At 36.7% G+C, this 22815-nt stretch carries 16 protein-coding genes and 1 tRNA gene; 10 read left to right on the top strand and 7 right to left on the bottom strand.

The window, feature by feature from the left end:
• Positions 1-19: 19 nt before the first annotated feature.
• Positions 20-2092: a M1 family metallopeptidase gene (locus tag ACN1CN_RS00750; protein ID WP_419134293.1), complete on the bottom strand. Its 2073-nt coding sequence runs from the start codon at positions 2090-2092 to the stop codon at positions 20-22.
• 100 nt (positions 2093-2192) lie between these two features.
• Between ACN1CN_RS00750 and ACN1CN_RS00745 the strand changes: the two genes are divergently transcribed.
• Together ACN1CN_RS00745 and ACN1CN_RS00740 are read left to right on the top strand one after the other, a co-directional pair.
• Positions 2193-2924, top strand: coding sequence for a diphthine--ammonia ligase (locus tag ACN1CN_RS00745; RefSeq protein WP_419134760.1), 732 nt, complete (start codon positions 2193-2195; stop codon positions 2922-2924).
• A 9-nt stretch (positions 2925-2933) separates the two neighbouring features.
• Complete coding sequence (locus tag ACN1CN_RS00740; protein WP_419134292.1) at positions 2934-3437, top strand: hypothetical protein; 504 nt, start codon at positions 2934-2936, stop codon at positions 3435-3437.
• 84 nt (positions 3438-3521) lie between these two features.
• On the opposite strand, the gene ACN1CN_RS00735 is transcribed toward ACN1CN_RS00740, so the two are convergent.
• Both ACN1CN_RS00735 and ACN1CN_RS00730 read right to left on the bottom strand, forming a co-directional pair.
• Entirely contained in the window at positions 3522-4061 is a 540-nt protein-coding gene (locus ACN1CN_RS00735; RefSeq protein ID WP_419134291.1) for a DUF1697 domain-containing protein, read from the bottom strand.
• Positions 4062-4136: 75 nt separating this feature from the next.
• Positions 4137-5903 carry a hypothetical protein gene (locus tag ACN1CN_RS00730; protein ID WP_419134290.1) on the bottom strand — a complete coding sequence of 589 codons (1767 nt, stop codon included), beginning with the start codon at positions 5901-5903 and terminating at the stop codon, positions 4137-4139.
• A gap of 244 nt (positions 5904-6147) precedes the next feature.
• Between ACN1CN_RS00730 and recG the strand changes: the two genes are divergently transcribed.
• Positions 6148-8256, top strand: a complete 2109-nt coding sequence (recG, locus tag ACN1CN_RS00725; protein WP_419134289.1) for an ATP-dependent DNA helicase RecG — start codon at positions 6148-6150, stop codon at positions 8254-8256.
• A gap of 225 nt (positions 8257-8481) precedes the next feature.
• Here the strand turns inward: recG and ACN1CN_RS00720 are convergent, their stop codons facing one another.
• From ACN1CN_RS00720 to ACN1CN_RS00710, 3 genes are all read right to left on the bottom strand, one after another.
• A complete protein-coding gene (locus ACN1CN_RS00720) occupies positions 8482-9084 on the bottom strand; it encodes a PAS domain-containing protein (protein ID WP_291286288.1) in 603 nt (200 codons plus the stop codon).
• Positions 9085-9197: 113 nt separating this feature from the next.
• On the bottom strand, positions 9198-10052 hold the full coding sequence (locus ACN1CN_RS00715; protein ID WP_264523983.1) for a hypothetical protein: 855 nt from the start codon (positions 10050-10052) through the stop codon (positions 9198-9200).
• 31 nt (positions 10053-10083) lie between these two features.
• A complete protein-coding gene (locus ACN1CN_RS00710) occupies positions 10084-10680 on the bottom strand; it encodes a TlpA family protein disulfide reductase (RefSeq protein WP_419134288.1) in 597 nt (198 codons plus the stop codon).
• Positions 10681-11214: 534 nt separating this feature from the next.
• On the opposite strand from ACN1CN_RS00710, the gene ACN1CN_RS00705 reads away from it, so the two are divergent.
• From ACN1CN_RS00705 to pheT, 5 genes are all read left to right on the top strand, one after another.
• The gene (locus ACN1CN_RS00705) at positions 11215-12279 is read left to right on the top strand and encodes an efflux RND transporter periplasmic adaptor subunit (RefSeq protein ID WP_419134759.1); all 1065 of its coding nucleotides are present in this window, start codon (positions 11215-11217) and stop codon (positions 12277-12279) included.
• A gap of 81 nt (positions 12280-12360) precedes the next feature.
• Positions 12361-15456, top strand: a complete 3096-nt coding sequence (locus ACN1CN_RS00700) for an efflux RND transporter permease subunit (protein WP_419134287.1) — start codon at positions 12361-12363, stop codon at positions 15454-15456.
• Between the two features lie 75 nt (positions 15457-15531).
• Complete coding sequence (locus ACN1CN_RS00695; protein WP_291286290.1) at positions 15532-16842, top strand: TolC family protein; 1311 nt, start codon at positions 15532-15534, stop codon at positions 16840-16842.
• A 27-nt stretch (positions 16843-16869) separates the two neighbouring features.
• Complete coding sequence (locus tag ACN1CN_RS00690; protein ID WP_264523988.1) at positions 16870-17733, top strand: bestrophin family protein; 864 nt, start codon at positions 16870-16872, stop codon at positions 17731-17733.
• A 241-nt stretch (positions 17734-17974) separates the two neighbouring features.
• On the top strand, positions 17975-20395 hold the full coding sequence (pheT, locus tag ACN1CN_RS00685; RefSeq protein ID WP_419134286.1) for a phenylalanine--tRNA ligase subunit beta: 2421 nt from the start codon (positions 17975-17977) through the stop codon (positions 20393-20395).
• 197 nt (positions 20396-20592) lie between these two features.
• On the opposite strand, the gene ACN1CN_RS00680 is transcribed toward pheT, so the two are convergent.
• Positions 20593-21105 carry an adenine phosphoribosyltransferase gene (locus tag ACN1CN_RS00680; protein ID WP_264523990.1) on the bottom strand — a complete coding sequence of 171 codons (513 nt, stop codon included), beginning with the start codon at positions 21103-21105 and terminating at the stop codon, positions 20593-20595.
• Positions 21106-21222: 117 nt separating this feature from the next.
• Here ACN1CN_RS00680 and ACN1CN_RS00675 point away from each other — a divergent pair.
• Both ACN1CN_RS00675 and ACN1CN_RS00670 read left to right on the top strand, forming a co-directional pair.
• Positions 21223-21296 (top strand) — tRNA-Arg (locus tag ACN1CN_RS00675).
• Positions 21297-21620: 324 nt separating this feature from the next.
• Entirely contained in the window at positions 21621-22772 is a 1152-nt protein-coding gene (locus ACN1CN_RS00670; protein WP_419134285.1) for a PepSY-associated TM helix domain-containing protein, read from the top strand.
• Positions 22773-22815: the final 43 nt, after the last annotated feature.

Below are 22815 nucleotides of genomic sequence, written 5' to 3'. Positions count from 1 at the left end.
TATTTCCAATAATTGACTATTATTTCTTTACTTCTTCAGCTAGTAAACGCTTTAGTTGAAATTGCTCGTCGGGGTTTAAATTAATCAAAATTCTTTCAAACGAAGTACGCATCTCCTGATTTTTTAATAATAATCGAATGGTATCTCTTCCGAACTTCGAAAATTGCCACATATGATGGGTGGTTGCCGAAACTAAATTGCTTAAAACAGCATCGTTGATAATCTTAAATGCGACTAATTTTTCAAGAGCATTTTGTCTTGTTGTTGCTTCGTATTTTGTAGAAGAAAAAGCAATCAGTTCCGTAATTAAGGCTTCTGAGTTTTCTGTATAATTTGGCGTTGACAGTGCCAACGAAAGCCATAATGTTCTTAGATTGTAGTCATTAAAACCAATCCAGTTCATTGTTTTGTTTAAGTATCGGGTACGGTGCTCCGGAAAGTTTCTCCACAGCCAATACAAAGCAACTTCCTGTGTTTGATACGATTTATCATCAAGCAAGGTTTCATATTCCGTTCTGAAATCTTCCGGAATTTTACTTAAACTACCGGCAACTGCTTGTCGAACCTGAATATCATTAGTTTGCATTGCAAGTAATAAGAGTGCTTTTTTAGCTTCGTATTTCTCGCTTTCTAATTGATTCACAATAGCTTCTTTTACAGTGTAATAAATGTCCAATTTTAAAGTTTTACTTAAAAAGTCTTCTTTCTCCGTTAAAGCTGTCTTTTTTAATTTATCTACCTCCAGACGAACCTGAATTGATTTGTTTTTACTCAATAAAGTATTTGCGGTTGGGGTATCAAAAATGGTCGATTCCAACCAGGTTTTCTGAAATTTATCAAGATCAAAATCGGCTACTTTTTTAATTTCATCAAAGAATTTCTGCGTATTTACGGTTTGATAGGCATACTTCTTTAGATAGTTTTTTATCGCTTTTTTGAATGCTTTGTCGCCAATGGATTCGTGCAATACAAACAGCGCCCAAGCCCCTTTTTCATAAAAAGTCAACGAACTTGCTTTGGCATTTAAAACCGGAATAGAATCGGTTCTGGAAGCAAATTTAAGCTGTTGTGCCGTATCGTATAATTTGGAATAAAAGAAATCATCGCCGTAAATCTCTCTTTCTGCCAAGGCTGCAAAATAAGTTGCAAAACCTTCCTGAAGCCAATGATGCGTGCTGCTTTCAGCTGTAATTAAATCGCCAAACCAATGGTGAGCCAATTCGTGTGCGTCTACATTGGTGTAATTACGGTCTTCAAAACCTATTGAATCTACCACATAACGTGTAGCAAAAAGCGTTGAAGTTGTATTTTCCATCCCGGCATACAAAAAATCACGAACCGGAATCTCTCTGTAGACTTCCCATGGGTATTTAACGCCAATTTCTTTCTCCATAAAATCAAAAATGCGCTTCGAATAACGATAGGTCGGTTCAAAACGATTTGCATCTTTATGTTCTAGATAATATTCTAACGGAATCTTAGATTTTGCACGGAATTCTTTTTTGTCATATTTTCCTATCGCAAGCATTAATAGATAGGAACTCATTGGCTTTTCCATTTTATACTGCCAATAGGTCTGTGTATCTGTTGTTGTTTTATTTTCGAGAATTCCATTCGAAACTACCTGATAAGCGGTATCGTAGGTTATTCCTAAACTGAATATGATTTTCTCGTTTACATCATCAAAACTAGGAAACCAGTTGCTGGTATATCTTCCCTGCCCCTGTGTCCAGATTTGAACTTCAGAATGCTCCATATTTACAAAATACAAAGCCTGTTTCGGTTTGGCGGTGTATTGAAAAGTCAGGTGGTTTTCTCCTTTCTGGAAATTACCAATAATTTGCAGTTCTTTCCCGGTGTTTACAAAAATAACTTCTTTGTTATCGATCTGAACCTTGGAAAAATCCATGTTTTTCGCATCAATCTTAATCGTATCAATAGGTTTCAGAACTTCAAATTGATAATCAACCGTACCGGAAATTGATTTTTCTATGGCATTTAAGGACAGTTTTCCTGAAACGGTTTTAAAATCAACAAATTGCGTTTGCTGAGCAAAAGTAAAAGTGGTAAAAAACAGTAGGATATATTTCATGGAAACAAAATTGAAGGCGAAATCCCAAAGTTACAAAGGTTTGATCAACAAATCGAATGAAATTTGTAAGTTTACGACACAAAATTACAGCAGCGTGTCAATATCTAAAAAAGCCTTATTTAACTGGAGTAGCGGAAAAGATTCTGCTCTTGCTTTATACAAAATTCTCCAAAATCCTGATTTTAAAATTGAGTGTTTACTCACAAGCGTCAATCAAAAATACCAGCGTATTTCGATGCATGGTGTTCGTGTTGAACTGCTCGAAGCACAGGCTAAAAGTCTTGGTTTGCCACTCAAGGTTATGGAGATCCCTGAAATGCCTACGATGGAAGCATACGAGAGTGTTATGACAGAAACCCTGACAGAATTAAAAGAGCAGGGAATCACACATTCTGTTTTTGGAGATATTTTTCTGGAAGATTTGCGTAAGTATCGCGAAAGTCAATTGGAGAAGATTGGGTTTGAAGGTGTTTTTCCGCTTTGGAAGATCCCTACGAGTGATTTAATACAGGAATTCATTTCTCTGGGTTTTAAAACGATTGTAGTTTGTGTTAACGAACGCTATTTAGACAAAAGTTTTGTGGGCCGAATTATCGATGCCGATTTTATTAAGGATTTACCTGAAAATGTCGATGTGTGTGGTGAAAATGGTGAGTTTCATACTTTTACTTTTGACGGCCCGATTTTCTCAACGCCTGTACCTTTTGAAATTGGCGAAATTGTTTACCGCAAATATGAAAAACCTAAAACACAAGAGTCCTCAAACACTGCTTGTGACACCAGTTCCAGCGATGCTTTTGATTATGGGTTTTGGTATTGCGATTTGATTTAAAATGAGAATATGTTCACGAAAGAAAATTCAGAAGTAGAGAAAATTTTATCTTTTCTTAATGAAATCGGGATAGATGTAATTGAAAAGGAACTGAATGACACTTTTCTGCCCGGTTTGGATTTGGGCCCCAATTGTATCTTTATTGATTACGGCAAATTATTATATCCGGGTGATATTTTACACGAAGCCGGGCATTTGGCTGTTGCCTCTCCTGCTGAAAGAGAAATTGTGGGTACTGATAAGATAGCTTCCAACTGGCCTACTGAAGCCGAAGAAATGGCAGCTATTTTATGGTCATTTGCCGCATGTACTCATTTAGAATTGCCTCTCGAACTGGTATTCCATCCTAACGGCTACAAGAATGATTCCGAATGGCTGATTTCCAGTTTTAAAGCTAAAAATTACATCGGATTGCCTTTTCTAGAATGGATTGGACTTACTTTAGGAAACGATCGTGCTCTTGAAGAAAGTAAGCCTCCGTTTCCAACAATGCTAAAATGGCTAAGAGGTTAATGAGATAATTAGATAATGTGGCAATTAGTCAATTAGAAAATTACTTCATTGACACATTATCTCATTGGCACATTATCTAATTAACTAAGAATACATGTTCAGCAAGTTAGTAACGGTGTTCCAGTTTCTAATTGTGGCTGTTACATTTAGTTTTTTCTCTATATATTTTTGATCGAACCTCGTTTTTCCGGCTCCAACGGCATATTTGATAAAAATTTTATTTCCGTCGATACTTGCTTCATCCGGCTTGAACTGGCTAATTTTAAGATCGTTTATGTTTTCGTTTTTTAAGGCAACTGAAACAAAAGCGACATAGAGCTTTTTGGTATCAATATCTTTTTCTTTCAAAAATGGGTTGTTTTCAAAACACAATTCTAAATCTTTTTTAGTGATAACGACCACAGGAACTTCGTGCCCAAAAACCTTAAAAATTTCCTGTTTGATCATAAAACCTACTTTAGAAGCGCTTTCTTCTTCTGTATCAACAAATACATTGCCGGACTGTAGATAGGTACGTACGTTTTGAAAGCCGATATTTTCTAACATCGTTTTCAAAGCCTCCATTTTCATCATGTTGTGACCGGAAACGTTAATACCGCGTAAAAGTGCTAAATGTGTTATCATTCTTTTTGTTTTTTGTTCAAAGATAAAGATTTCAATTCTTTTCTGCTCTTTTGGCAAAACTTATAGCTATCTCAACTATTCGTCCTCTTCGCCTACTTCGATACCAAACCGTACTAAAAAATCATTTAGTTGTGTTTTGTACTTCTCTTTTGCCTGATTTACAATTTCGTCCGTTTCTTCGTTTGAAGTTATGGCGTCAAGATTAAATTCTTTTTTCACCCATTGTTCAAAGACTTCCTTATTTTCACTTTCTTCATAATATTCTTCATCCTTATAAAAATAAGCCGAATCAAAATCAACTGAAATTTCGGTATCAAAAGTTAACAGATGTATTAATTCACGAGTATTTTCGGCCACCACATGAATTCCGCCTTCGTCACCAAAAACCACTATCGGACACTTATTTAAATCACCGTCTATGAGCCAATATGCATACGAACTTCCTGATCCGTTTGCCCCTGCAAATTCAATAAAACTGTTGTAAAATTCTTCTTCTTCCGACCATGTTTTTATGCCGGTTTTGTCCTCTGTTATGGTCAAACCAAAACATTCTGAATAGCTTTCTACCCCATATTCTTGCTCGAATTTATATAATTTCACTAAATCTGCAGGCAAAACATAATTACCAAACTGAACTGAGAATTCTTCTAATGAAAAACTACTGTCGTATTCAGCATATTCGGTTTCGTCGCTTTCTTCTTTTTCAACAGGTTCTTCAGTAAGTACTTCAAAAGCTTTTAAGACTGCTCGTTTTATACCATAAAATTCAATTCCGACTGCAGTTTCGTCGTTCATCCATTGGTATTTTGGATCTCCCTCTTCATCAAGATATTCAAGAAGTAATGTAATTTTCTCCGTATCATGACACCACAATCCACGCATTCTGATATTAAAACCGTTTTCGATTTCTTCTGAAATCTGACTGTATTTCATTCCTTCATAATCAAAAGAAATAAACAAGTACGTGGTGCCATCGATGTGGCGATAAAGCCTTTCGTCGTTTTTAAACTCTTCTTTTTCGGATAAAACTTCAATTAAATTTACAAATTGATTTCGGAAATTGCTGTACTGATACTTTTCGGTTTTGTTATAATCAATAATGGATAGCCCTTTTTTAAAGGCTTCCTCATAATAATTATTTCCTAGAATCTCTGTACCATATTGGGTTTGCTCTATAAAAGAATCGTTTATAATATCGCTTAATTTATGCGTTGATGGCAGATAATTTTCTACTGTTATAATTGATCCTTCGGCCGTAGTTAGATTACTGCAAATTAAAACATCAGGTCGGCTTACATTAACAATTGCCTGAACATTGGTAAACCGTTCAAAATGCATCCACATATCATCGCTGTAGATCAGCCAGGCTGTAACATCACCTTTAACAAAGAGCTCTCCGTGGTTGTATTCTCCTATAAGCGAATCACATTTTAAGCCACCTCCCAAATAGTGAACACTTCCAAACAAAGTAATGTTTGTTGTAATCGTTTCTCCTAAAACGATTAGGGCCGGTGAATTATCAGTGTCATAAGAACTTATACATTTCCCCACTGTTAGATTTCCTTTGAAAATAAATCCAAGTATAAAAACATCTGGCTGTTCTTCTGTACTATAATCCATCTCAAACGAATCCATTTCTACATCTTCTTCAGCTAGTAGAAATATCGGATTTTCTTCGTAGTCGGGAAAACGCCAGCTGTCTTCAAAAACGTTGTATATTTTCTGATTGTTAAAATCGGTAAGATCTCCAATAATAGTATGTGCTTCGTGTCGATTGATCACTTTGAATGCAACACCTGCAAAGGTCATGGTTTCAAAAGGAACTTTTTCTTCGTTAGTCATAGTAAGGGCTAATTGTCTTAAACATCTTAACAAATCTACTTATTATCTTTGTTTTTCAAAATAGCAAACGCACAATTTCGACTTTCAAATTTCCCAATTAAAATATATCTTCGCAGTTAGGAAAGAAAATAGAACGAAAAAATAGAGTCAAGAACAAAGAAGATAGAGTAAATTCTATATTCTTGGTTCTATAATCTTGACTCTTGGCTCTACAATCTACCAATCTAAAATCTAAAATCACTACATGTCTAACAATCTCCTTGAAACCCCAATCGAATACCTAAAAGGCGTTGGTCCCAGTCGTGGGCAGCTGCTTCGTAAGGAATTGGGAATTCATAAGTATGGAGATTTAGTTAATTTTTACCCCAACAGGTATATTGACAGGACGCGTTATTATAAAATTAATGAACTGCAAAATACCGGTTCTGAGGTGCAGATTATTGGAAAGATAATCAACATTAAAACCGTTGAATTTGCGAAGAACAAAAAACGTCTGGTGGCTACTTTTGTAGATGATACAGGGCAAATTGACTTGAATTGGTTTCAAGGACACAAATGGGTTCGCGAGAGTTTGAAACTGAATGAAGTTTGTGTGATTTTTGGAAAATGCTCGTTGTATGGAAGCCAGTTCAGTATGGCGCATCCCGAAATCGAATTGTGGAGCGAGCACGAAAGAAGTCTTCGCTCGGCCATGCAGCCGGTTTATCCATCAACAGAAACACTGGCCAATAAAGGCATCTCAAACCGAACCATTAACAAATTAATGGAGCAATTGTTTCTGGAAACTCAGGCTTTGTTTACAGAAACTTTTCCGGCCTATTTAATCGAAGAGTTAAGACTTATTTCAAAGAGAGCTGCTCTGTTTAACATTCATTTTCCAAAAAGTACCGATGCTTTAGCTAAAGCCCAATATCGATTAAAATTTGAAGAGCTGTTTTTTATACAACTGCAGTTAATCACCAAAAATCTCATTCGGAAGCATAAAATCAAAGGGCATCCTTTTGTAAAAGTGGGTGAATTTTTTAATGAGTTTTACCAGCATCACCTGCCCTTTCAGCTAACGAACGCTCAAAAAAGAGTGGTGAAAGAAATTCACTCCGACATGGGAAGTAATGCCCAAATGAATCGATTGTTGCAAGGTGACGTAGGTTCCGGAAAAACGATTGTCGCTTTTATGAGTATGCTTTTGGCTATAGACAATGGCTTCCAAGCTTGTCTGATGGCTCCAACAGAAATCCTTGCCAATCAGCATTTTATCGGATTATCAGAATTAGCTAAAACACTAAATATCAACATAAAACTTCTAACTGGTTCAAGTAAAACTGCAGCCAGAAAGGTCATTCATGAAGAACTCGAAAACGGAAGCTTGCAGATCTTAATTGGTACACATGCACTTTTGGAAGATAAGGTTAAGTTTCAAAATTTAGGTCTGGCTGTAATTGACGAACAGCATCGTTTTGGCGTAGAACAACGTTCGAAATTGTGGAAGAAGAATGAGATTCCGCCACACGTTTTGGTGATGACCGCTACCCCTATTCCGCGAACTTTAGCGATGAGTTTGTACGGTGATTTGGATATTTCTGTAATTGACGAATTGCCTCCGGGACGAAAGCCTATTCAAACCGTTCATCGATACGATAGCAATCGTTTGAAAGTATGGAAATTCCTGCGCGACGAAATTGCCCTGGGAAGACAAATTTATATCGTTTATCCTTTGATTCAGGAATCGGAAAAAATGGATTTTAAAGATCTGATGGACGGCTACGAGAGTATTTCCCGTGATTTTCCATTGCCGCAATATTCCATTTCGATCTTACATGGAAAAATGAAACCTGCCGACAAAGAGGCTGAAATGAAACGCTTTTCGGAAGGCAAAACCAACATTATGGTGGCGACAACCGTAATTGAAGTAGGTGTTAATGTACCCAACGCGAGTGTAATGATTATCGAAAGTGCCGAACGTTTCGGATTGTCTCAGCTGCATCAGCTCCGAGGGCGTGTGGGACGTGGAGCAGAACAAAGTTATTGCATACTGATGACGAGTTTCAAGTTGAGCTCTGACAGTAAAACCCGTATGGAAACAATGGTTCAGACTAACGATGGGTTCGAAATAGCCGAAGTAGATCTTAAGCTGCGCGGCCCGGGTGATTTAATGGGGACTCAGCAAAGCGGTGTTTTAAACCTTCAGATAGCCGATATAGTCCGTGACAGGGATATTTTAAGTACGGCCCGTAACTATGCTATGAAGATTTTAAAAGAAGACGGTCCACTTCAAAAACCGGAACACGCCATTCTTAAAGCTGTTTTTATCGAGCTGACGAAAAAGAAGAATATTTGGAATTATATTAGTTAGCAAGGTACTGAGGTGCTAAGATGCTAAGGTTCTGAGGTTTTTTTTTCTTTTTTATACCTGATTACTAGCGTTTTACCGCATTTGGGTAAAAAAAAATACTTCACTGTAATAAAGAGTAAAAATTCAACGACCGATGTTTTTGGTGATTTAAATTCGTTGGGGGACAAATTTTTGGAAGTCGAATATCTTAGTCTCTTACAATGAAGTATATAATTCTGCCTGAATTTATTTTTTAGGAGCCGATTTCTTTTCAAAAAGACCACTAAAAAGCCCTTTGCTTATTTTGTTTTTATCGTCTTTGCCTGTAGCGATCAAATGATCTACATACTCGGTGTACGTTTTTTTGCGCTCTTCTAAAAAGCCAATCAAATAGTCTTCGGCAGCACCTATCCCGCTTGCTTCTTCAATGTGCAGCAATTTTTTGTACAAAGGCTCAATAAATTTTGTGATAATTTCATCCGGTACCGCCTTTCTGGTTCCGAAATAACCAACAATTTCTCCATCACCATCAGCTATAATTTTAAAATCGGTTACAACCCAATAATATCGCCCTGTTTTAGACATATTTTTGATAATGACATGGATGTTCTGACTTGATTTGATACTGTCCCATAAGAATTTAAAAATCACTTTGGGCATATCAGGATGTCGCACTATATTATGAGCGTGACCGATTAATTCATGCTCATCATATCCCGAAACGTCAATAAACGCTTCGTTTGCATATAAAATAGTTCCTTTTGTATCGGTTTTACTTAATAACACTTTGGTTCTGATCCAGTCGACCTCTCTGTCTGATGGAATCGGGCGGGTAATTCTGTTGTCCATAAGTCCTGTATTTAAAATTAGTAAGCAATCATCCTTTTGCCTTGGGCCTGTATTTTTTTTTTAAGTGTATTCAAAATAAGTAACTGATTTTTAATACACTAAATATCTTTATTCTAACTTCTGGTATCGGTTGATTTCACATGAATATCGTTTACCAGGTCGTCTATTTTCTTGGCGCTTTCACGCATCATTTCAAGATAACTCAACAATTTATCATTGTCTGTATGTCCTTTCGAAACATCAATAAGCTTAAGTACTGAGCTTACCGGTAGTTTTAAATCCAGCGTAGTTCTGTGAATAAAATCGTTGTAATCCTTAGTAGCGGTTAGCGAACTGTATTTTGCCGAAGCCAGTTTCATGTTCTCCAATTCGTACTCGTCTGATATTTTAGAGATGTGATTCTGACTGTGTTCTTTAAAATAATAAGCCCAGTAGCCGTTCATGAAAAATACTACGGCCGCCAAGACAACGTGGATTAGAAAGGTTTCCAAATCAAAATTAACCTGCGAAAAGTACAGCTGCAGTCCTTTTGGATCGTTGAAAACCGTATTTTGCATATAGGCTAAAGCTCCGTGATGCAATACCACTAAAAGCGTTAAAGGAATTTGCAGTTTCCAGTTTTGATAGATAATCAAAATTGTACTGGCGATAAAAACGGTAAAATGCATTTCGAACAAACCGTGCATCTGATAAATATATTGCGCCATAAATATAGCCAAAACAATGGCCAGCACATATTGATAAAAGTTAGATTTTTTGAAGAAAAACTTTGCCGAATAATACAGTAACAAATTCAGAAGACCTACTCCCACTCCAACCTCAAACGTATCGTATTTAAAGGCTAAAGCAATTCCGAGAAGAAAATAAATCGCTAATACATAATTGATAATGGTGTCTGATCTTTGTGTCATTGTCGACATAAAATTGTGCAAATAATCTTGTTCATTCAAACTGGCTCTTGTTTTCATAAATTAAAATGATTTAGGTTAAGAATTTGGTTTATTTATTGCATTTTGGTAGCGAACATCCGTAGGCTCTCAGAGCCAAAGCATCAAACGAAGGGGAGTGATTTTGTTTTAATAGAGCATCAATTGCCATTTGAGCATAATTACTGTCGGCATTCGTGCAGTACCTGGTTTTATTGTAGTTTCCGCGATAATACAGCTGCTGTGAGCCGTCCAGCAGCACAGCCTGCGGAGTGGAGAATACACCACAGTTTTTGGCAATACTCTGATCAAAGTAAACCGGAATCTTAGCATCAAACTTATCCTGAATTTCTTCTATGGTAAATGTTTTCTCTTTATTGAGTACTACGATTTTAAAATTAATCTGATCACCATATTTCTTAATGAGCTCGCTTACATGAGGAATGTTAAAACGCGAACAAGGGCAGTCAGGATTAAAAAAGTGGATAAAAATAGGTTTTCGGTCTGCTAAGCAGCACTTTAAGTCAACTCTACTTCCTACGGCTATCTCTTTGTAGTTTTTAGGAACTGGTGTAGGTAAACTGTACTTAAATTCGTTTTGCCAAAACAAAAACGATATAGCGGCAACTAACAATGCCATCCATAAACCAACTAGTAATTTTTTTAGCATAAACAGGTGAATTTGGGGTGAAAACTTAAAAAATGTCTAAACAATTGTTAACTAACTGCTTTACTATTTAACTATTTTAACTTTGAATAAAATAAAAAATCTACATATTTTAACGCTTAACCCTCAAAAACATTAGCCGTCAGATAAAAAACATGTCATTTTGTTTAAGCTTATCAATGTTACAAATAAAATCGATAAACTGCAAATAAAATCGGACAAAATACACAAAATTGTAGCTTTGTGCGTTTTTTTCTATTTTTGAAACCCGTAGTTCTACGTCTTTTGTGCGTAAAACCATAAAAAAGACTTTTGCGAACCTTATTTTACTCCCCTACAATTTATTTTCATTTTTTTTCATTTTTTTTCACTTCTACATTAAACCATTGTAAAGGAAAACAGTCTAATCAGGGCCTTGTTTAAAATTTGTACGTACAAATGTTAAATAAAAGCTAAGCTCTTCAGATTTCACAACAAAAAGTTAAATTTGTGAGCTTACTAAAAACATACACCAAAAAATACATTTACCTCAAGTTTATGAAAGTAAAAAACCTTGTTTATGCCCTTTTAATCATTGTATTGGGAGGATTTATTGCCTACAGAGTCGTATCGAACAAAAAGAAGAACGACGAATCAAAAAAGTTTGGAGACAAAGACACTCCTACGACTGTAACCGGAATTATTGTTAAAACTTCCACTTTCGATAATAATTTATCGTTATCAGGGTCTATTGAGGCAAACGAACAGATCGAAATTCGGAGCGAGGTTTCGGGAATTGTGGAAGGAATTTATTTCACAGAAGGTACTTTTGTAAACAAAGGTCAGGTACTTTTTAAAGTAAATGATATTGAACTGAAAGCGCAACTAAGACAAGCGGTAACCAGAGAAGGTCTGGCTGCTGAGAATGAAAGAAGAGCCAAACTGTTGCTTCAAAAAGAAGCGATCAGTCAGGAAGAATTTGATGTTGCCAGAGCCGATCATGCGTCTGCACAGGCACAAAGTCAGTTAATCAGAGCTCAGATTGCAAAAACTTCGGTTAAAGCTCCTTTCTCAGGAAAAATTGGTTTGCGTTCTATTTCGCCGGGAACCTACATCACCCCTACTATTTTGGTGGCTAAATTGGTAAATACCGGTAAACTGAAAATTACATTTTCTATTCCTGAAAAGTATGCTTCACAAGTAAAAACAGGATCATCGATTGATTTTACCGTTTCAGGTTCTGACAAAGTCTATTCAGCAAAAACATACGCTATCGAACCGGAAGTTGAAGTGGCTACTCGTACACTACAAGTTCGTGCTATTGCCGATAATATTGACGGAAAACTTTTTCCGGGAACTTTTGCCGATGTAAAATTACCTTTAAACATTATAAAAGATGCTATCGTAGTGCCTTCAGAAGCAATTATTCCGGTGCAAAGCGGTAAAAAAGTGTACATCGCCAATAATGGTAAGGCCAAAGAAGTTATGGTGGATGCGACTACAAGAACAGACTCTTCTATTTTAATTTTATCGGGATTAAAAGCCGGAGATACTTTAATTACAAGTAGTGTGATGTCGTTAAAAAATGAAGCTCCAGTAAAAGTTAACGTAAAAAAGTCATAAAACCGAAAGTTCAAAGTCTTACAGTCATAGGTTTAAAAATTAGAAAACTAAAATTTAAACGCTAAAACCCAAAAATCTCATATGAGTTTATCAACCACAAGTATAAAAAGACCTGTTTTAACCATTGTACTGAATCTTTTAATCATTCTGTTCGGTTTTATTGGTTATACGTTTTTAGGGGTCAGGGAATTTCCTTCGATCGACCCTGCGCAGGTTTCTATCCGAACCAATTATACCGGAGCCAATTCTGACATTATAGAGTCGCAAATTACAGAACCTCTCGAAAAGGCAGTAAATGCGATCGACGGAATCCGAAACATCACTTCTTCCAGTAATCAGGGAAGCAGTAATATCACCATCGAGTTCAACCTTGATAAAAATTTAGAAGAAGCTGCAAACGACGTTCGTGATAAGGTTTCCCAAGCCATCAGAAGTTTACCACAAGATATCGATGCTCCTCCGGTAGTCTCAAAAGCAGATGCTGATAGTGATGCTATTATTTCGATGACGGTACAAAGTGATACCCGAAATTCATTAGAATTGAGTGATTATGCCGAAAATGTTATTTCACAACGTCTGGAAACCATTCCGGGAGTCAGCGGAGTTCAAATTTGGGGACAAAAACGTTATGCTATGCGTTTGTGGATTGATCCTGTAAAGCTAACGGCTTATAAATGTACCGTATCTGATGTTCGTAATGCGTTAAATGCTCAGAATGTCGAATTGCCTTCAGGAAAACTAACCGGAAACAATACCGAATTAACCGTAAAAACGGTCGGAAATCTTTCAAAACCCGAAGAATTCAACAACATTATCATTCGTACTAACGGAGATAAAATTGTTCGTTTAAGCGATATTGGAGGAGCTGAATTAGGTCCGGAAAACATTGAAACAAAACTAAGTCAATCCGGTCTTCCGATGATTGGTTTGGCTATAGTACCGATGCCGGGAGCCAACTATCTCGACATTTCTACAGAATTCTACAAAAAATACGAAGCCTTAAAAAAGGATCTTCCAAAAGACATCAAGCTGAATATTGCACTTGACAATACCATCTTCGTAAAAAAATCAGTGCTCGAAGTTGCCGAAACTTTAGGGATTTCGATCATACTGGTAATCATTATTATTTACTTATTCTTTAGAGACTGGGCCATCGCGTTCCGACCTTTAATTGATATACCAGTTTCCTTAATTGCTACGTTTTTTATCATGTGGCTTTTCGGATTCTCTATCAACGTACTAACCCTGTTGGCAATTGTACTCGCAACCGGTCTGGTGGTGGATGACGGAATTGTGGTTACCGAGAATATCTTTAAAAAAGTCGAAGAAGGAATGTCGCCAATTGAAGCGGCAATCAAAGGGTCTAATGAAATATTCTACGCGGTAATTTCTATTTCGGTTACGCTTGCGGCAGTATTCCTTCCGGTAATATTCTTAGAAGGTTTCGTAGGCCGACTTTTTCGGGAATTCGGGGTCGTCATCGGGGCAGCTGTATTAATTTCGGCCTTTGTATCCCTGACGCTAACACCAATGCTAAACGCTTATCTGATGAAAGGCGGAGAACAGAAAAAATCTAAGTTTTATGTTCGAACTGAACCTTTCTTTGAGAAGCTAAACAGCGGTTATGCAGATTCTTTGAATCGTTTTATCGCCAAAAAATGGCTTAGTTTCCCAATCCTGATTGCGTGTTTTGGATTCATTTATCTATTCTTTACCATTTTGCCAAAAGAAACCGCTCCGTATGACGACCGTAGTTCTGTAACCATGCGTATGACAACTCTTGAGGGTTCGACTTACGAATACACAGACCGTTTTATGCAGGAAATTTCAAGACTGGTAGACGATTCGATTCCGGAGAAAAAAGTAAGTTTGGTAATTACCGCACCCGGTTTTGGTGCTTCGGCTACCAACTCCGGCTTTATACGACTTTCATTGGTTGAACCTGATCAGAGAAAAAGATCTCAGAAAGATATAGCCGATCAATTGACTAAAATGACCAAACGATATCCTGATGCAAAAACATCTGTGATTCAACAGCCTACAATTGCTGTAAACCGACGTGGTGGTTTGCCGATTCAATATATCATTCAGGCTCCTAATTTTGAAAAACTGAGAGAAAAAATTCCGGTTTTTATGGAAGAAGTGGGCAAAAGCGATGTGTTCTCGGTTACCGATGTCAATTTAAAATTCAACAAACCGGAAATCAACGTTAGTATTGACCGTGAAAAAGCAGAAAGCCTTGGTATTTCAATTATTAATATCGCTCAGACTTTACAGCTTTCTTTAAGCGGACAGCGTTTTGGCTATTTCATCAAAAACGGAAAACAATACCAGGTAATTGGTCAGTTTGATCAAAAAGACCGTTCGAAACCTCTGGATCTGACTTCGATGTTTGTGAAAAACAAAAGTGGAGAATTGATTCAGATGGATAACGTGGTTAAAATTGAAGAACAAAGTAATCCGCCGCAATTGTACCACAACAACCGTTACATGTCAGCAACCGTTTCAGCAGGTTTGGCTCCGGGAAAAAGTATTAGCGACGGTATTCAGGAAATGGACAGAATCAAAGAGAAAGTGCTGAACGATACTTTTACCACTGATTTAAGTGGAGAATCAAGAGATTTTGTTGAAAGTAGCTCAAACACTTCTTTTGCTTTTGGACTGGCTTTATTATTGATCTTTTTAATTCTTGCTGCACAGTTTGAAAGTTTTATCGATCCGTTAATCATTATTCTAACAGTACCTATGGCGGTTGCGGGAGCTTTATTCTCGCTGTGGCTTTTCAATCAAACCTGGAATATTTTTAGCCAGATTGGAACCGTAATGCTTATCGGACTGGTGACCAAAAACGGTATCCTGATTGTTGAATTTGCGAATCAGTTGCGCGAACAGGGAAAACCAAAATTAGAAGCTATTTTAGAAGCCTCAGAAGCACGTCTGCGTCCAATTTTAATGACAAGTTTGGCGATTGCTTTAGGTGCTTTACCTATTGCAATGTCGCTTGGAGCAGCTTCTACGAGTAGAATTGGTATGGGAGTCGTAATTGTTGGTGGAACTATTTTCTCGTTGGCCCTGACCCTATTTGTAATTCCGGCTATCTATTTAATGTGGTCTAAAGCCAGAAAACATTATCCTGAATTTGACCATATTGAAGAATATGAAAGAGATACAAAATAATTGATATAAATTTTGAAACCTATAGAAGCTTCGGCCTTCTTTTTAAAGAACCAACCGCAGCTAATCCTTCATCACATGAAAGCTAAAATAATAGTAACAAGTCTCGTTTTATTTTTGTTTTGCACAGCAAAAACGCGCGCGCAGGAAGTCTTAACGATCGAAGACGCCATGAAGATCGCCTTAGAGAATAATTTCGAAATTAAGATTGCCAAAAACAACTCTAAAATAAGCGAAACCAATGTAACCATTGGAAATGCCGGAATGTTGCCATCGGCTACTGCTTCGGTAACAGACAACAACAGTGTTACCAACTCTTCACAAACACGTCAGGACGGAACTTCTACCTCCTTAAAAAATGCCAAAAACAACAGTTTGGCTTATGGAGTAAGTCTGGGATGGACGGTTTTTGACGGGATGAAGATGTTTGCCCGACTGGATCAGCTTAAAGAATTACAAAAACTGGGGGATTCTGAATTAAAAAGAACCATACTGGTAAAAATTGGTCAGGTAAACACCGCTTACTTTGATCTGGTACAGCAACAACAGCAATTATCGGCACTCGATACCACAATCGTAATTTCGAAACAGCGACTAACACTGGCGCAAAATCGCTTTAGCATTGGAAAAGCTTCCAAATTGGAAGTTTTGAACGCCCAGGTAGATTTAAATTCCGATCAGGTTGCTTTACTGAGACAGAAAGAATCTTATGCTAATGCTAAAATTTTACTGAACCAGTACTTAGCCCGTGACCCAAAAATAAACTTCACCGTAACCGATGAAGTTACTGTAGACAATAAGCTCGTTTTGGTTGATTTAATCGATTTGGCACAGAAACAAAATCCTGCTTTGGAAGCCCAAATTATCAACAAACGAATCGCTGAACTTCAGTTAAAACAGGTCAAAGCAGACCGTTATCCAGTAGTAAATCTGACTTCTGGCTACAACTTTAACGAAAGTCAGTCCAGTCTTGGTTTTACGAGTCAGGCTTCTTCCAAAGGTTTCAATTACGGTTTTAACGCTACTTTAAACCTGTTTGATGGTTTAAATCAGCATCGAAATGAAAAAGTAGCCAAGCTGCAAATCGAAAATTCGCAGATTGCCATAGAACAACAAAACATGATTTTAAATACGCAATTAAGCACTGCCTTTCAAACCTATTTAACCAATCTGGAACTCATTGGATTAGAGGAAGACAACGTAACTATTGCAAAGCAGAATTTAGACATTACTTTAGACAAATTTAAAATCGGAACCATTACCACTATTGATTTCAGGACAGCTCAGCTGAATTATGTGAATGCAAAAGTACGCTACAGCAACGCACAATTTCAGGCAAAATTATCTGAAATTGCCCTTAAAGAATTAGCCGGAAATATTAATTTTTAAAGTAAATTTGTTTCAAAACAGATTCAAATGATTTCATACAACACCAAAGATTGGTTTACTTTTATCTTTCATTTTCATAAATCGGATACCGTTAGAAAACTGCTCCCGATCATGATTGCTATCGGAGTTTACTCCTCGATAGTAGGGTATCTTGAAGTCTCTTATTTTAAAATAGGCAAAAACGATTATATTCCCAACATCCCGATCATGCACGGGATGTTGGGTTTTGTAATATCCTTATTATTGGTTTTCAGAACCAACACTGCCTACGATCGTTGGTGGGAAGGTCGCAAACTTTGGGGAGCCCTTGTTAATAACAGTCGAAATCTGGCTATTAAACTTTCGGCCATGCTCAAAGAGGAAAACGATCGTAAATTCTTTCGAAAGTTTATCCCTGCCTATGCCTCTGTTTTGCACAAACACCTGCACGATGCTGATACCGGCAAACAGCTTTTTGAAGATGTCGATTTAGAAATTGACCACCACAAACACAAACCAAATCAGGTAAAAAAAATAATTTTTCAGAAAGTAAACGACCTGTACGAAGCTAAAAAAATCAGCGGAGAACAGCTCATTATCCTAAACGAGGAATTACAATCTTTTACAGACATCTGTGGTGCGTGCGAGAGAATCAAAAACACTCCTATCCCCTACTCTTACAGTGCTTTTATCAAAAAATTCATCTTCTTTTATACCATGACATTACCTTTTGGCTATTCTGTAAGTCTGGGATATTATGTGGCGCCTGTTGTGGTTTTTATTTTTTATGTACTGGCAAGTTTAGAACTTATTGCCGAAGAAATTGAGGATCCGTTTGGTGATGATGAAAACGATCTGCCAACAAAAAAGATCTCGGAAAACATCAAAAAACACATTGAAGAACTGATTTAACTAAAATGAGTTGTTTGCTCATTTTTCTCGCAGATTTCGAAGATTTCGAAGATTCTTTTTCTTTCGATTGTGTTTCTTTTGTCTACTCCACTAGATAGGAAACAATAGTTATCCATGTTTAAAATAATATTCCTTTAAGTTAATAACTATAAAACTGTCTGAAAAAAGCAAATAAATTGTTTCTTACTACAATGTGCAATCCTTATATTTGTAACCTCATACAAGAACAAAAAAAGTCAAAATGAAAATATCTTACAATTGGTTAAAACAATTTATAAAAACGGACTGGCCATCTGATCAAACTTCAGAATTACTAACAGATTTAGGGCTTGAAGTAGAAGTTGTCGAAAAATACCAATCGATCAAAGGCGGTTTGCAAGGTGTTGTTGTAGGACATGTATTGACTTGCGAAAAACATCCTGATGCCGACAGATTAAAAGTTACAACTGTAAATATTGGTTTAGAAGCGCCTATACAAATTGTTTGTGGTGCTGCTAACGTTGCTGCGGGACAAAAAGTACCTGTTGCTACGATAGGAACTGTTTTATATGACAAAGAAGGTGCTGAATTTACCATTAAAAAAGGAAAAATCCGCGGAATGGAAAGCCATGGAATGATCTGTGCCGAAGACGAATTAGGTTTAGGAACGGGGCATGACGGAATTATGGTTTTGGCCGAGAATCTGGTTCCTGGAACTGCAGCTTCAGAAGTTTTTAAAGTCGTTAATGACGAAGTTTTCGAAATCGGATTAACTCCAAACCGTGCTGATGCTATGAGTCACCTGGGTACTGCCCGTGATTTAAGAGCAGGAATGCTGCAACGCGGTGTAAATATTGAGTTGATCACTCCTTCTGTAAGCAATTTCAGAGTTGACATGCGTACGCTGAAAATTGACGTTAATGTTGAAGAACCGCTTTTAGCACCAAGATACTGTGGAGTAACGATTTCAGGAATTACGGTTCAAGAGTCTCCGGCATGGTTACAAGACCGTTTAAAAGCGATCGGACTGACTCCAAAAAATAATATTGTCGATGTTACTAATTATGTTTTACACGAATTAGGACAGCCTTTGCATGCGTTTGATGCAGCAAAAATCAACGGAAAAGTAATTGTAAAAACACTTCCTGAAGGAACTAAATTTGTGACTTTAGACGATGTGGAAAGAACTTTACACAAAGAAGATCTGATGATTTGTGATGAAAAAGGACCACTTTGCATCGCAGGGGTTTTTGGAGGTAAAAAATCGGGAGTAACAGAAGGAACTACCGCTATATTCCTTGAAAGTGCTTATTTTGATGCTGTAAGCGTGCGTAAAACCGCCAAAAGACATCAACTGAATACGGATGCTTCTTTCAGATTTGAAAGAGGTATTGATCCAACGATTACTGAATATGCTTTAAAACGTGCTGCACTTTTAATTCAGGAAGTAGCCGGAGGAAAAATCACTTCTGACGTTATTGAGGTTTATCCTAAAAAAGTAGAAGATTTTTCAGTTTTATTGAATTTCAGCCACGTTTCGAAAATTATCGGACAGGAGATTCCAAAAGATACTATCAAAAAAATCTTGGTTTCTTTAGACATAAAAGTAAATAGCGTTTCAGATTCAGGCTTAGGTTTAACGATTCCTGCTTACCGTGTAGACGTGCAGCGTGAAATTGACGTAATCGAGGAAATCTTGAGAGTTTACGGATACAACAACATTAATTTTTCTAAAAAATTCAATGCTACGGTAGCTAACGCTCCAAGAACCGAAGATTATAAAGTACAAAATGTGATTGCGTCTCAACTGAACTCACAAGGGTTTCACGAAATGATGGCGAACTCTTTAACTACAGCCGCTTATGCAAAATTATCGACTGCATTAAAAGAGGAGCACAATGTTACGATGTTGAATCCTTTGAGCAGTGATTTATCGACCATGCGTCAGTCTTTATTGTTTTCAGGATTGGAAGCGATCTCCTATAACATCAACAGAAAGAACTCGGATTTAAAATTGTTTGAATTCGGAAAGTCATATCACAAATATCTTAACGGATATGAGGAGCACAAACACCTTACTTTGTTGATTTCAGGAAACCGAAACAAAGAAAGCTGGACCAACCCTCAAAAAGCTACTGATTTCTTTTTGCTAAAAGGATATGTAAAAGGGGTACTGTCGCGTTTGGGAATTGATAAAATCACCAATGCCCCGGTACAATCTGATGTTTTTTCAGAAGGAACGGCAATTTGCTACAACAACGAAACTTTAGTAGAAACCGGAGTGATTAAAAAGTCGATATTGAAACATTTCGGAATCAAGCAGGACGTTTATTTTGCTGATTTCAACTGGGATCTGATTTTAAAAATCATTACCGGAAAAATTAAATACACCGAAATTCCAAAATACCCTGAAGTACGCAGAGATTTGGCCTTATTGATTGATAAAAGCGCGACGTACGAAAGTATTTTTAACCTTGCCAGACAAACCGAGAAATCTCTTTTAAAAGACATCAACCTATTTGATGTTTACGAAGGAAACAAGCTTCCGGAAGGTAAAAAATCATATGCGTTGAGTTTCACCATTCAGGACAATACCAAAACGCTTACAGATGCTCAAATTGACAAAATCATGTCGAAACTACAGCAAACGTTTGAAACTGAACTTGGAGCAACTTTAAGATAAATTTTTAAATTCCAAATATCAAATTCCAAATCCCAATTCTGAATCTAATTTAGAATTGGGATTTTTTTTATCTGTTTTTAGATTCTAATCCTAAGATTTTTGATTTCAGGTGTAAAATGTTGGATGTGAAATGTTAGATGTTAGATGTTAGAGAAAACATAAAATCAAAAATCGTTAATCTTCATTCTCAAATTGAATTAATAGGTGATAGCGGCAAAGATGGGATGCTTGCTTATTTTTTCTCTTCCGTTAAGAAAACCAAGTTCCATCAGAAAGTTGCATTGCACGATCTCCCCTCCTAGTTGCTCTACCAATTCACAAACGGCTTTTGCGGTTCCGCCTGTTGCTAAAACATCATCATGAATCAAAACCCTGTCTCCTTTCTTTATCGCGTCTGTGTGCATCTCTAAACTGTCTGTACCGTATTCGAGTTCGTAAGAAGCCGAAATCGTGTCGTATGGTAGCTTATTTGGCTTTCTTACAGGAACAAAGCCCGCATTCAGTTCCTGCGCCAGTAAAATTCCAAAAAAGAAGCCCCTGCTTTCAGCCCCCACTACTTTATCGATTTTTTGCCCTTTTAAAGATTCTGCCAGAATAGAAACCGCCTCTTTTCGGGCAATGGGGTCATTTAGCAACGGAGTGATGTCTTTGAACAAAATTTCTTTTTTTGGAAATCCCTGAATATCACGTATGTAATTTTTAATCTGCATTTATTTTTAATTTAATGTTATTTTATGCTTGTATATCTCACATTTATGTCTATCTTTGCACCCGCAAACAGCAATCAACAAAGCTACTAAAAAATAGCTTATTGATAATAAAAAAAAGGCCTCGTGGCGCAACTGAATAGCGCATCTGATTACGGCTCAGAAGGTTACTGGTTTGAATCCAGTCGAGGTCACAAAAATCCCATTTCTTACGAAGTGGGATTTTTTTTTGCCTTTTAAAAAACAATTCTAATAAACAGTAACGGTCCAGTTTTAAGGACAATGCTAAAATTCTTTGTATAAGAATTACTACCTAATCTCTCCCTTTCTTCAGATCTTTCCCTGAATGCATACTAGCACTTTAACTTGTAATTATTTTTATTTAGAATAGTTAAATATTATCTTGCTTCTCAACAGTTTTAATAATAGTTTTGCAGACCAATTAAATCTTATGAAGCTGAAACAACTTACGTGGTTTCCTTCTTAATACCATTGGACTTAATAGCTTTACATAACTAATGAGAAAATTTCTAAATAAAATACATTTATGGCTCGGGCTTGTAACCGGATTAGTTGTATTTGTAAGCATGCTGGCGGCCAGTATTTTTGTCTGGGAAGAAGAATTATCTGCCTGGTATCATAAAGACAAAATTTTTGTTCCTGAAGTGAAGAGTACTGTTCTACCGCTTGACAGCCTCTATGCTACTATAAAACTAAAACATCCATTTGCAGATTACGCTACAATTAGCCATAATCCAAAAAAAAGTTATGTATTTAACAGCTACGAAGAAAATACAGAACCGCATTGGACAGCAGCTTCAGATTGCAAAAGCTACAGTAATATTTATATTGATCAATATACAGGTAAAGAATTAGGAGAAGTCGATTTAAGATACGATTGGATCTTTAATCTTAGAGTACTGCATCAAAATTTGCTGCTTACTTATGATGTAGGCCATTATATAGTAGGTTTTTCAACCTTGTTTATTTTCGTTTTAATTTTAACCGGAATCTATTTATGGTGGCCAAAAAATAAAGCAGCTTTAAAACAAAGAGTCTGGTTTCGTTGGAAAAGCACCACAAAGTGGAAACGAAAAAATTATGACTTCCATAATATAGGCGGTATTTATACTTTTATTTTTATTCTGATTTTTGCCATTACTGGATTGGTCTGGACATTTGACTGGTGGACCAACGGAATATATAGAATTCTGGGTAATGATCCTGAAAAGGTATGGGCCAAAACCCCTGAAATTTCCAAAGTAAACACTGTGAATACACAAAATCCTTTTGAGTACATGGTTCAGGATATAAAGGTTAAAATTCCAAAATGGACTTCTATTGGCTTATCACTACCTGAAAAACCTACTAAGGAAGCTGTTCCGGTTGCGACTTTTATCAAACACGAAGGAAGTTCAGGCTGGGACGAATCTGATATTTATACTTATAACAGCGTCTCTGCAAAAAATTATTATACCGTTAAGCATAAAGACAAAACGCTGGGAGCAAAATGGAGAAACAGCAATTATGCAATTCATACAGGAAGTATTTATGGCTTTCCGACTAAATTATTGGCTTCTTTAGTTTCTTTGTTTTGCGCTTTACTTCCCGTCAGTGGTTTTTTGATTTGGTGGGGAAGAAATAAGAAAAACAATCGCAAATCAAAATAGAATGGTTTGTAAATTGCCGAATCGAGATCAAAAAAAATCCCAC

The organism is Flavobacterium sp. T12S277, from assembly GCF_048514875.1.
Lineage (GTDB): Bacteria > Bacteroidota > Bacteroidia > Flavobacteriales > Flavobacteriaceae > Flavobacterium.
The sequence above is the reverse complement of the archived record's forward strand: the minus strand, read 5'-3'. Positions and strand labels throughout refer to the sequence as shown.